The 12,576-nt window shown below is 34.7% G+C and carries 9 protein-coding genes; 1 reads left to right on the forward strand and 8 read right to left on the reverse strand.

Annotation, left to right across the window (positions count from 1 at the left end; genetic code table 11):
- Positions 1-20 precede the first annotated feature (20 nt).
- From AB671_RS15275 to AB671_RS15310, 8 genes are all read right to left on the reverse strand, one after another.
- Entirely contained in the window at positions 21-2,096 is a 2,076-nt protein-coding gene (locus tag AB671_RS15275; protein WP_066676543.1) for a gliding motility-associated C-terminal domain-containing protein, read from the reverse strand.
- Between the two features lie 91 nt (positions 2,097-2,187).
- Positions 2,188-3,423 (reverse strand): MFS transporter, encoded by a 1,236-nt coding sequence (locus AB671_RS15280; protein WP_066676544.1) that lies wholly within the window; start codon positions 3,421-3,423, stop codon positions 2,188-2,190.
- A gap of 94 nt (positions 3,424-3,517) precedes the next feature.
- Complete coding sequence (locus tag AB671_RS15285) at positions 3,518-3,880, reverse strand: hypothetical protein (RefSeq protein WP_066676545.1); 363 nt, start codon at positions 3,878-3,880, stop codon at positions 3,518-3,520.
- A gap of 133 nt (positions 3,881-4,013) precedes the next feature.
- Positions 4,014-4,391: a hypothetical protein gene (locus tag AB671_RS15290; RefSeq protein WP_066676556.1), complete on the reverse strand. Its 378-nt coding sequence runs from the start codon at positions 4,389-4,391 to the stop codon at positions 4,014-4,016.
- Positions 4,392-4,414: 23 nt separating this feature from the next.
- A complete protein-coding gene (locus AB671_RS15295; protein ID WP_066676558.1) occupies positions 4,415-5,914 on the reverse strand; it encodes a GH3 auxin-responsive promoter family protein in 1,500 nt (499 codons plus the stop codon).
- Positions 5,915-6,037: 123 nt separating this feature from the next.
- Positions 6,038-6,295, reverse strand: coding sequence for a hypothetical protein (locus AB671_RS15300; protein ID WP_066676560.1), 258 nt, complete (start codon positions 6,293-6,295; stop codon positions 6,038-6,040).
- 79 nt (positions 6,296-6,374) lie between these two features.
- Positions 6,375-8,225, reverse strand: a complete 1,851-nt coding sequence (locus AB671_RS15305; protein ID WP_066676562.1) for a T9SS type A sorting domain-containing protein — start codon at positions 8,223-8,225, stop codon at positions 6,375-6,377.
- A 206-nt stretch (positions 8,226-8,431) separates the two neighbouring features.
- Positions 8,432-8,821 (reverse strand): hypothetical protein, encoded by a 390-nt coding sequence (locus tag AB671_RS15310; RefSeq protein WP_066676564.1) that lies wholly within the window; start codon positions 8,819-8,821, stop codon positions 8,432-8,434.
- Positions 8,822-9,063: 242 nt separating this feature from the next.
- On the opposite strand from AB671_RS15310, the gene mfd reads away from it, so the two are divergent.
- On the forward strand, positions 9,064-12,426 hold the full coding sequence (mfd, locus tag AB671_RS15315) for a transcription-repair coupling factor (protein WP_066676566.1): 3,363 nt from the start codon (positions 9,064-9,066) through the stop codon (positions 12,424-12,426).
- Positions 12,427-12,576: the final 150 nt, after the last annotated feature.

Here is a 12,576-nt window from a genome sequence, read left to right on the forward strand (position 1 = left end):
TTTATAATTTGTATTGATTATTATTCTCTATTTTTCAATAATACCCATCCAGAGAATTTAACTTGAGTACTTTGTTTGTTGTTTTCATTCCACGTTACCGAATACCAGTAGTTACCCGTTGAAGCTTTCTTGCCTCCATTAGAGGTTCCATCCCACTTGTAACCATTCGTTTTATCAGCTTGGTAGATTTTTGCTCCATATCTGTCAAAAATACTCAGAACTAAATTTTGTTTTCCTGATAATGCAGAGTAGTCAATTACATCATTCATACCATCCCCGTTTGGAGTAATTACATTCGTAATATTTGGTACGACTACATTTACTTGAACAGGTATACACTTGTAGTTGTCTCTAACGAAAACAGTGTGATCTCCTCTTGAAATATTGGTGAAAACGTTAACGTCTTGCCAGTTTATGTTATCAAGTGAGTATTGGTAAGAAGGCATACCGCCAATAACATGCGCAGTAATTGTACTATTTGAAATTTCAATGCTTGAAATAACCGGTATTTCAGACGCATAAACCTTTACATTTTGTTTTGCGGTACAGTCGCCAGTTTTTAATTTTACCCAGTATGTTCCTACTCCTACATTGCTTATCGTTTGAGTAGTAGCACCTGTGCTCCATAGATAACTACTAAATCCTGGGCCTGCGTCTAAAGTTGTTTTGTCTTCTGCACAGATAATTTTATCTACCAAAACGGTTGAGTATACAGGTAAAATAACAATTAAATTTACTTTTGCAATTTTATAGCATCCATTACCGTTAGAAACTCTTACATATGCATATCCGGTAGGGGCGATATGAGTTGCTGGAAGTAGTATTTCGTTGGTCTGGTTTATGGCATCGGCCTCTGAAGGATAATACTTCTTCGCAAAGCCTTGCATATTAACAGTTGCTACTGTAAGATCAAATTGTGCTGTTGATGGATTAATTTCAAGAAAGCAAGATCTCAATGTAGCTTCAGTTACAATTATCTCAGGATAAAAAGTTAATTTGATTTCGGCAATATCAGTACATCCAAATTGTGAAGTAACCAAAACAAAAACAGAACCTACTGCAGATACATATTGATAAGGATTGGTGATTTCATTGGTTCCATTATTCAAATCTGCAAGGGTAGGATAGTATTTCTTGATAACTGTAGGGTCGTTTATTACGTTTGCAGTTGTTAAATCATACATTGCAGTTCCCGCATTATTGTTGTTACAACTAGTTAGAGTAGCATCCACTACATTAATTGCACGTTGCACAAATTTAAAGGTTCCAGGGAGTCTACATTTACTGATGGCTCCACCGGGTGCACTTGGATCTACATAAGTAATTACATAGTAATAAGTGTCAGTTGTATTCACAGGAATTGGTCCTAATATAGGATTGTTCCCACTAATTGCATCATTTGAAATCTTATAATACGAAACAACAAAATTAGGATTACCGTTGATAATTCCGCTAGATAGTGTACTGAAATCAAATACAGGAGGTTCAGTACAAACAATAACTTCATTCGGTGCTGTTGGGTTTGCTGCCGGGCTTCCTGGAGCAATGAATGGATTTGGCTGAAATGCAGCCGTAAATGGTGATACCAATGTCGCTGTTCCACCCCAGTTTAATACAAACCCGTTGGCAGATTGCGAGAAGTTATCAACAACGATGTAATAGGTTTGTCCCGCCACAACATTCATAAATGAACAGAATGGAGATCCTGTAGCATCAGATGTAGTATTTGTGTTGGTGAAATTTAATCCGGTAAGACCAGAAGTTCCCGAATAGTTACATCTAATAGGTGCCCCTAAACTACTACACGCTACATCTGGGCCATACAATGCCCAGTCATAATCATTTGCCATCGCATTGGGAACGATGGTGAATGTTAAAGTTCCTGATGTAGCTACGGTAAAAGTATACCAGATAGAAAAGTGCTCATCAGATGTCATACATCCTCCTAAATCTTCTTTAATATCACCCGGTCCGGTGGGTGTAAAAGAGATAGGTGTATTACCGCAAACTTGCACAGTTCCACCACAGTCTGAGCTGGATTGTGCAAAAATCATCTGCGTTATAATCATTAAAAAAAAGAGTAGAGTTTTTTTCATTTTCGAAAAATTTGTTAATACAAATATAAAGAATTTATTAATTTTACATTAAAGTTTTTATTATATATCATAGTATAACGGTAAAATGCTTTTAATATTGCATTTTTCTTAATTTTGAGTTGGTGCTTCCTACAATTAAAGCAATTAAGACCGTCATACTCCCACCAAAAACGACTGACCTTACTACGCCTAAGACCTTGGCCATGAGACCACTCTCAAACTGTCCCATTTCATTGCTCGACATAATGAAAATTGAGTTTACGCTTAAAACTCTTCCGCGAATATGATCTGGAGTTTTCAATTGTACAATAGTTCCGCGGATGACAACCGAAATCCCGTCGAGAATTCCGCTTAATACCAAAAACATGAAAGATAACCAGTAATAATTCGATAATCCGAAACCGATGATGCACAATCCAAAACCTGCTACAACAGCCAATAAAATTTTACCCTGATTTTTTCTTAACGGAACTAAAGATAGGGTCGTGATAATAATCATTGAGCCAATATCTGAGGCTGCATTCAATAGTCCAAAACCTTCAGCTCCTGATTTTAAAATATCCGTGGCAAAAACAGGGATCATGGCAACGGCACCTCCAAAAAGTACGGCAAACATATCCAGACAAAGCGCTCCCAAAATTTCTTTAGTTTTAAAAATATAAGAAATTCCCTCACGCATACTTTCCAAGACTTTCACCTCATCTTTTTTATGTTCAGAAAACTGTTGTTTTAATTGCCAGAAAAAAAGAGAAGCAAACAATAATAGAGAGACGATAATTAATAAGGTCCATTTCACTCCAAAAAATCCGATAAAAAGCCCTCCTGCAGCGTGGCCGCAAACTGAAGAAATTAAGAATGTCGCCTGATTTAAAGTAATTGCACTCGGAAGATTTACTTTCTTTACAATTTTAGGAATCATCGACGGAACAATGGGGCCGATAAAAGCTCTTGCAATTCCGGTAAAGAAAATAACCCCATAAATAAAGTAGGTGATTTCGTGACCTGTAAAATGTAGTTCCACATCGAAAAATGCAGGAATCAACAACAAGCTAATCAGGAAAACATATACATAATTACAAATCAGGAGAAGTCTTTTCTTTTCATTCATATCGATAACGTGACCTGCGTATAATGCACAACTTACCGCAGGAATTACTTCCGATAATCCGATAAGTCCGATAGAAAAAGGATCTTTAGTTAGTTTGTAAACCCACCATCCAAGTAATGTGGCGAGCATTCTGAAAGCTAAAACAATGAAAAATCTTCCGGTAAGAAGATTTCTGAATTCTACATTTTGTAATGTTTTGAGCGGTAGTAAAGAAATCATTCCACAAAAATAGCCCTAAATATTCATTTAAGGCTACCTGTATTTTCTATTTTCAAATGATAAATAAAATACCTTTTGAAAGATTATGTCTATTTTAGTCAGCTCTTAAAGAACCTACTACAATGGCAGCGGCGGCGGCAGCTCCGATTACAACAGCACCTCCTGCAACTCTTGCTTTTGATCTGTCTTTTACGGCAGCAATGTTTGATTTAGGGATGATTACCTCTGTACTGTCTTTTTTTCCTGCTGTACCGATGATATTATCTCCATCGATATTACGGAATAAGAATTTCTGTTTTTTAGTACCGTCTTTGTGAGTAACGATGTATATTTTACCCGCTTCAAGGTTAGAATAGTTGTTCTGTGCGATATCTTCACTGTACTTTGTTGTTGCACAAGATGAGATGACAAATAAAGATGTTAATAATGATGATTTTAAAAGTACAGATGCTTTCATTATAATTTTTTAGTTTTCCAAATTTATAATTTTTTTTGAATATACGTTTTCATTAAAAGGGAAAATCTTATATTTTTTGTAATATTAAAGTAGAAAATGAAGAAATTTTATATTTGAAAGATTATTTTACTAATTAATTTAAACCAGTCCCAAACGCCGCACCAACATCCTGTATATCGTCAGTAGCATTTTTTATACCGATAACAATGACAGTAGCGGCAGCGATTCCTCCGGCTGTAGCAACAACAGCAATGGCTGTTTTATCTTTTCTTATCTCTGTAATATTGTTTTTTGCAATCGAAATTCTCTCCTTTCTTTTGGTCCCGATAATACTGTCTTTAGAGATCGAGCTTATTGTCATAGGTGTTTTACTTCCGTCTGATTGATGAAAAGTGTATTTATTCCCGGCTTTTATATTTTTATAATTGTCAGGATTTTTTGTAACGCTATATTTTAGAGAGCTACAAGATGTAAATGAAATGATAACTAAAACAAACAATGATCTTTTCATGCAATGTGATTTTTATGGTGTTTTTATTTCTTATAAATTTTCAATAGATCTGCTATTTTTCTGTCATTTGCCAGTCTTGGAATTTTATTTTGTCCACCCAATTTGCCCTGAGATTTTGCATATTCCTGAAAGGCATTTTTCTGAAGTTTTGAAATATGAAGTTTTTGCAGAATGTTTCCTGCAATTAAATCATCATAATAGGTGTTTCGTTTTCTCAACTGATCATCCAGTTCATTTTTAAATGTATCTAAATTTTCAGGTTCTTTTTCAAACTCGATAAACCATTCGTGATAAGGCAAACCTTCTTCCGGATTTACTTCCGGAGCTAAATGGAATTCTGTAATCTGTGCCGGAAATTTCTCAACGGTAGCTTTCATCGCTTCTTCCACTTCAAAAGCAATAACGTGCTCGCCAAAAGCAGAGGTGAAATGTTTGGTTCTTCCGCTTACCAAAATTCTGTGCGGATCTTTATCAATAAACCTAACAACATCGCCAATGGAATACGCCCACAAACCGGAGTTGGTTGTTAAAATTAAAGCATAATCTTTATTAAGCTCAATGTCTTTCAAGGTTAATCTTTGAGCATTGGGTTTTCCGTATTGTTCTAAAGGAATAAACTCATAAAAAATTCCGTGATTGGTTAAAAGTAATAAACCTTCTTTGGTGTAGTCGTCCTGAAATGCAAAAAAACCTTCAGAAGCCGGAAACGTTTGTACAATATCTACTTTTCCACCCAAAAGTTCTTCCATTTTCTCACGGTAAGGTTCGTAATTTACGCCGCCTGTAACGATGAGTTGAAGATTAGGGAAAATCTGTTTGATTTTTTTACCGTTTTTCTCAATCAATTTTTCAAAATACATAATCAGCCAAGGCGGAATTCCCGAGATCAAGGTCATGTTTTCTTTTTCCGTTTCTTCAACGATCTTATCCACTTTGGCTTCCCAGTCTTCCATCATGTTGGTTTCCCAGCTAGGCAAACGGTTTTTTTGAAGATAATTGGGGATGTGATGCGCTACAATTCCTGAAAGTCTGCCGGTTTTTACGCCAAAAACTTCTTCCAATTCCGGGCTTCCTTGTAAGAAAATCATTTTTCCGCCTACGAAATCAGCATTGTTTTTCTTAGCAATATAATGGAAAAGTGCACTCTGAGCTCCTTTCACCTGAAAAGGCATCCCTTCTTTAGAAATCGGAATGTATTTAGACCCGGAAGTTGTGCCTGAAGTTTTGGCAAAATATTCGGGAGTTTCTGTCCACAAAATATCACGTTGCCCTCGTTTTACTTTTTCAATGTAAGGTTTCAAATCTTCATAATCTGCAACAGGAACTTTCTCCTGAAAATCTTTTACAGACTTGATATTTTCAAAATCATATGTTCTTCCAAAAAGAGTCTTTTTAGCAGTGTCAACAAGAGATAACAGCAGTTTCTCCTGATTATTTTCCGCATTTTTTTTGAATTCTTCAGCTTTTTGAACATGCTTTTTTGCCCAAATCAACGCTGCATTTTTCTTTAGAAAGTTTAACATGGTTCAAATTTATAAATAAGTAGAGAATTCAAACAATATTTTAAAATTTAAAAATAAAAAAACCGATGGTCTAGGCATCGGCTTATTGAAAATTTGATTATGAATAGCAGTTATCTGCCTTTTTTATTTGTTAACTTTATATCTCTTATCCGGAGTTCCGTCTTTTTTCAGTTTCTGATTTTCTTTATATCGTTTATCCGGAGTTCCGTCCTTTTTCATTTTTTGTGCAGGCTTTGCCATTTTGGCTTCAGTGGCTTTTACAGGTTGTGCTGCTTTTGTAGTTGTTGTTTTTACAGCTGTTTTAGTTGCAGGAGCAACTTGTTGTGCGGTTGCAAATCCTAATCCTAAAATAATGGACATTGCAGTAAGAAATTTTTTCATTTGATTGATTGTTTTTTGTTTAAGTAAAGTTATATAAAATCTCAAAATGAAAATCAAATTTGACAGATTTAATTAAATTTTAATTTTTCACAATCATTTTAATATTGGCGAGATTGTTATTCTTGCTATCATTCACTTGTACCATATAAGTGCCTCTTAGAAGTTTTTCTTTTAAATAGATGTTTTGGGACTTGTTTTTTTCTAAAGTCTGAGAGTGTATAAATTTTCCGGTCATGTCATAGAGTTTAATAGTGCAGGTTTCTTTTTCCAATATATTGCCTTTTAATGAAAAATTACCATTATTGGGATTGTTGTAAAGTTTCAGTTTCTCAGGTTTATTATTCTCAGATGTAGAAAGATTCTTAAGGTCAAATTTTGCAACAAAAGCAACATTCTTTTTTTGACTGTTTGGGTCTATAATTTGTGGTTGCCAACTGTTTGGAGTTGAATAACCCGTGGTAGCAAGTGTTTCTCCGTATAAATATAAAGATGAATTATTAACAGCAATATTGATAGGAAGATTATAGCCAAGACTTGAATCTCCATAATAAGAGGCCCAGATTCTTTGCCCGTTACTATTGAATTTTACAAAAAATTGATTGGTAGCCAAATTTGTATTTAATGTTGGTGATGATTTGTAGGTTTCTGGTGTTGCCAGATTATTTCCAAGTCCGTATGTCCAGCCCGTAATATAAATGTCATTTCCGTTTAAAGCGAGCGGTTGCATACATGAGTAAGCCTGGTCTAAACCGGTACCCCCAAAATAAGTACTCCAGATGCGTTCTCCGGAATAATTAAATTTACTCAGAAATAGATCATAGCTTCCAGCATTCGTTGTTTGGTGTGTTCCCTGAGTTCCAAAGTAGCCTTGTGTAGCGGTATTCGATTGTGCATCTCCCATTACAAAAACTCCGGTTTCGTTAACGTCTATGCTGCTAATTCTGCTGGATCCGTCAGAGTGCCCATAATAAGTGCCCCATAGTCTTGTGCCATTTTCTGCATTGAATTTTTGAAGGTTAAAATTGGCAGGAAGCGATTGGAATGTATTTGCAGATGCAATGTTGTATTGATTACCTGTTGGTTCTTGTCCTCCTACAATATATAGTGAATTGTTATAATATTTTAAGTTATAAATTTGGCTAGGGAAATAAGTACCCCAGATTTTTTCACCATTAGAGTTTAGTTTTACAATGTATCCGTTAAGAATTTCAGTTGTTTGATTGTATAAGAGTTGATAAGTGTCTTGAAATGTACCCGGAGTTGTAATGTTTTGTTTAATATCACTGGAGCCTGCAAGATAAATGTTTCCCGATTCGTCTTCAGCAATACTTATGTTTGCAAGAAGACCATAAATATAAGTTTGATTACCCACAGGTAGATAAGTTGCCCAAAGCAAAGTGCCATTTGGGGAATGTTTGGCTAAAACTGTACCTAATTGTGGATGATTGGAATTTTGCAGCCAGGCATTTTGTGTCGGCGCAATGGGTAAATTATTTATAGATGCAGCATATTCATAATAGTAATTATTGTTGTGGTCAATATATTTTAGTTTTTTCTTATAGCCGTCATTGTCTAATAAATAATTGTAATATTCATAAGCTTGTACATTACCAGACGGATTTATTTTTGCTGCAACAGTATTGGTTGTACTCATTATTGATGGGTTTATCTTAAAACCCTGACCACCATTTCCAACTCTGAACTGGTCATAATAAGAAGAAGGGTAGTTGTTAGGATATCCCATTGCTGTACCGGTAAGATGGATGTTATTCTGGCTGTCAAATAGCATTGTTTTCGTTGCGCTTTCTGTCCAGGATGTAGCTCCTACAGGGCCTATATATGTTCCCCAGGTTCTTGAGTATTCAAAACTTTGAGCATTAAGTGGGATAAATGCAATGAGATTGAGAAAAAAGAGTAAAATTTTTGACATATTTGATATTATTTTAAGTGTTTGATTGTAAAAATAAGAAAAATATTGTGTATTTCCCAATTTGTTGATGTTTTTTAGATTACAATTGTCCTTTTAAAATAATTTCAAATTATATTTTAAAGCTTTTATTTTTAGAAAGTTAGATTAAAAACAAAGCCCGCCTCCAAATTTGGAAACGGGCAACATATGAATGAATAGTTATTGTATTATCGTGTACAGTTGGCTCTCCATGTTTTGCCATCTGCGGTGTAAAGCATCTTAAGTTCGTTATTGTCAATTCTTACATACACTAAAGCGTTAGAATTTACCATTACTAAAGTATGATCACCTTGTTTTTGAAATTCTAATCCGTTAAGATCAGGAATTCCATTAGAAAATCTAAAGTTGTATTTGGTTCCGCTTGCAATTTTTGTTACGAAAACTTCACCATTGTCTGTTGCGATATCATTGTTGTTATCTTTGTAGGAAATACTTCCTTTATAAGTTCCTGCGAAAAAATCATTGTCTGCCGGATCGTCATCGTTACTGCACGAGGAAATCGACATGAAGGTAAAAAGAAGCATTAAGGCCCCCAGAATTTTGAATGCATTTTTCATAATATTTTATTTTTTGGTTTATGTAGTTTATATTTCCAAAGATTATGCCCTAAAGCGAATGCCTATTTTTTTTAACTTATTTTAAAACATTTTGTATTGATATTAAGAAATAACCTCTTTTATGTTAAAATTTGATTGAGCTTGGATGATTTTAAAAATAAAAAAATAACGTATCTTTGATAAAATCAAACGGTTTCGGAGCTCTCTGAAATCGATTTTGTCGTTTTATACCTACATTATTTATGCAGTTAAAAAATATCAACGAAAAGTTCCTCCCCGATTTGCTTAAAAATGAATTTGGAAAAGAAATTTTCACGCAAATTGATGCCCAATCACATCTTTCTGTAAGAGGAAGTGCCGGTTCTTCGGCTTCGGTTTTTGCAGCCGAGCTTTTTCTTACTCACAAAAAAACTTTACTTTTTCTTGTTGATGACAAAGAAGAAGCGTTATATGTAAACAGCGAAATGGAAGATTTGCTGGGAAAAGAAAATATACTTTATTTTCCGGCAACTCACATGGAGCCTTATCAGGTAGAGAAAACTCAGAATGCCAATTTGGTATTGCGTACTGAGGTTTTAAACAAAATAAATTCAGAAAAATCTCCAAAAGTTATTGTAGCTTATATTGGTGCTTTGTCTGAAAAAGTTTTGAAGAAAGAAGATTTTAAAGCGATTTCTCACCAAATAAAAACTGGAGACCAGCTCGATTTTGATTTTGTGGATGAATTATTGAATCATTATCAGTTTCAACAAACCGATTTTGTTTCCGAACCGGGAGAATTTTCTGTACGTGGCGGAATTGTAGATGTATTTTCTTATTCCAACGAACGACCTTATCGTCTTACTTTCTTCGGAAATGAAGTAGAAAATATTAAAACATTCGATATCGAAACCCAGCTTTCTGTAGATAAAGTAGAAGGTTTTCAATTGGTTTCAAATATGAATTTTTCGGTTTCAGGAACAAGGGTTTCTTTTCTTGAAATTTTACCGAAAGAAAGTTTTATTATTTCTAAAAACGGTATTGTAGGTCTTCAGAAGCTGAGAACTTTTTATGAAAAATCTTTGACTAAATATGAGGATTTAAGTAAAGATATTGCGCACCGTACTCCACAGGAACTTTTTATTTCTGATGAAGAATTTCTTTTTGACTATAAAAAATTTAAAACGGTTGATTTCAGTAGCGTAGGAATTGAAAGAGTAAATTCTCAAGAAGTAAAACTTAATCAAACAGCCCAACCTTCGTTTCACAAAAATTTTCAGTTATTGATTGATGATCTGCAGGAGAAAAAAGAGGAAGGTTTTGATATCTGGATCTCTTTTTCTACCGAAAAACAAAAAGAAAGATTGGTGTCTATTTTTGATGAACTGGGACATCAGCTGGCTTTTAAAAGCTTTAAATCTGAACTTCATGAAGGTTTTGTAGATCCCGATCACAAAATTTTGGTCTACACCGATCATCAAATTTTTGACCGTTACCAAAGATATAAAGCTAAAAATACATTTGCCAAATCTGAACAGTTAACGCTGAAAGATCTAATGTCGCTGAAAGTTGGAGATTTTATCGCCCATATCGATCACGGGATTGGGAAGTTTATGGGACTGGTAAAAGTCAATAACGATGGTAAAATTCAGGAGTGTTTTAAACTTACATATAAAAATGGAGATTTATTATATGTAAGTATTCATTCACTTCACAAAATTTCGAAATACAACGGTCCGGATGGAAAAGAGATTGTTCTAAGCAAGCTTGGTTCTCCTGCCTGGAAATCATTAAAACAAAAAACAAAAGCGAGAGTAAAACAGATCGCTTTCGATTTGATCAAATTATATGCGGAAAGAAAAACCGCAAAAGGATTCCAGTATTCGCCAGATTCTTATCTTCAAAATGAGTTGGAGGCAAGTTTTGCTTATGAAGATACTCCAGATCAGGAAAAAGCAACTTTTGATGTGAAAAAAGACATGGAAGATGAAGGGGTGATGGATCGTTTGATCTGTGGAGATGTAGGTTTCGGAAAAACGGAAGTTGCTATTCGTGCTGCTTTTAAAGCTGCTACAGATGGTAAGCAAGTTGCTATTTTGGTTCCTACTACCATTCTGGCTTTTCAACATTACAGAAGTTTCAAGGAAAGATTAAAAGATTTTCCGGTGAATATTTCTTATCTCAATAGATTCCGAACAGCGAAACAAAAATCTGAAACTTTACATGGGCTGGAAGACGGTAAAATGGATATCGTTATTGGTACTCATCAATTGGCTTCAGATAAAGTGAAATTTAAAGATTTAGGTTTATTGATTATTGATGAAGAACATAAGTTTGGAGTTTCTGTAAAAGATAAGCTCAAAACAATGAAAACCAATGTTGATACTTTGACATTGACTGCAACACCAATCCCGAGAACTTTACAATTTTCTTTGATGGCTGCACGAGATCTTTCGGTGATCAAAACGCCACCACCAAACAGACAACCGGTAGATACCAATATTATTGGTTTTAGCGAAGAAATTATTCGTGATGCAGTTTCTTATGAATTGCAACGTGACGGACAGGTTTATTTCATCAATAACAGAATTGAAAACCTGAAAGATATTGCAGGTTTAATTCAAAGATTGGTTCCCGATGCAAGAGTGATTACGGCACACGGACAAATGGAAGGGAAGCAAATGGAACAGAATGTCCTGGATTTTATGGATGGAAAATATGATGTTTTGGTCGCAACCACGATTATTGAAAGTGGAGTAGACGTTCCGAATGCGAATACAATTTTCATTAATGATGCGCAACGTTTTGGAATGGCAGATCTTCACCAGATGAGAGGAAGAGTAGGACGAAGCAATAGAAAAGCATTTTGTTACCTGATTACACCGCCTTTTGATATGATGACTTCTGATGCAAGAAAAAGACTGGAAGCGATTGAACAATTTTCAGATTTGGGAAGCGGTTTCCAGATTGCGATGAAAGATTTGGAAATTCGTGGAGCAGGAGATCTGTTGGGTGGTGAACAAAGCGGATTTATCAATGAAATGGGATTCGAAACCTATCAGAAAATGATGCAGGAAGCGCTTGAAGAATTAAAAGATGATGAAAATTTTGAAAATCTTTTTGAAAATGAAGAAGACAGGAATAAACTTTTCAAATCGGTAAAAGAAGTAAATATAGACACTGATTTGGAATTGATGCTTCCGGATTCTTATGTTTCGAGCACCGAAGAAAGGCTATCGCTTTACCAGAAATTAGCAGAAATAGATAACGAAAACGATCTGCAGAAATTTGAATTGGAGCTGAAAGACCGTTTCGGAAACTTACCAAGTGAAGCTGTTAACTTACTGAAAAGTGTTGCTCTAAAATGGTTGGCTGCAGAGATTGGTTTCGAAAAAATTGTGATGAAAAACGGAATTTTCCTAGGCTATTTTCCAAGTAATCCGCAAGATAAGTTTTATCAGACCGATAAATTCAGACAAATTATTTCTTATTTAACCCAAAACCCTGCACAAGCTCAGTTGAAAGAGAAAGCTGGCAAAGAAGGAAATAATCTGATGATGCGAAAAGATAAGGTGAAGAATGTAGATGAGGTGAATATTTTGCTGAAATCAATTTTAGGAATTTAATTAGCTATTTCCTTAATTTATAAAAGATCTAAAAGTTGTTTTAGGTCTTTTTTTATTAATTTTTTTTATGTATATCCGTTTTTCATCATACCGCTGTAATGTTAGCAATAATGAGCCTATCGAATAGTTTATCTGCAAAATATCTTCGAT

The organism is Chryseobacterium sp. BGARF1 (genome assembly GCF_001677955.1).
Classification (GTDB): domain Bacteria; phylum Bacteroidota; class Bacteroidia; order Flavobacteriales; family Weeksellaceae; genus Chryseobacterium.

Excerpts from the sequence above, each read along its gene's own strand:
- AB671_RS15275 (WP_066676543.1), bottom strand. The coding sequence starts at position 2,096 with ATGAAAAAAACTCTACTCTTTTTTTTAATGATTATAACGCAGATGATT.
- AB671_RS15280 (WP_066676544.1), bottom strand. The coding sequence starts at position 3,423 with ATGATTTCTTTACTACCGCTCAAAACATTACAAAATGTAGAATTCAGA.
- AB671_RS15285 (WP_066676545.1), bottom strand. The coding sequence starts at position 3,880 with ATGAAAGCATCTGTACTTTTAAAATCATCATTATTAACATCTTTATTT.
- AB671_RS15290 (WP_066676556.1), bottom strand. The coding sequence starts at position 4,391 with ATGAAAAGATCATTGTTTGTTTTAGTTATCATTTCATTTACATCTTGT.
- AB671_RS15295 (WP_066676558.1), bottom strand. The coding sequence starts at position 5,914 with ATGTTAAACTTTCTAAAGAAAAATGCAGCGTTGATTTGGGCAAAAAAG.
- AB671_RS15300 (WP_066676560.1), bottom strand. The coding sequence starts at position 6,295 with ATGAAAAAATTTCTTACTGCAATGTCCATTATTTTAGGATTAGGATTT.
- AB671_RS15305 (WP_066676562.1), bottom strand. The coding sequence starts at position 8,225 with ATGTCAAAAATTTTACTCTTTTTTCTCAATCTCATTGCATTTATCCCA.
- AB671_RS15310 (WP_066676564.1), bottom strand. The coding sequence starts at position 8,821 with ATGAAAAATGCATTCAAAATTCTGGGGGCCTTAATGCTTCTTTTTACC.
- mfd (WP_066676566.1), top strand. The coding sequence starts at position 9,064 with ATGCAGTTAAAAAATATCAACGAAAAGTTCCTCCCCGATTTGCTTAAA.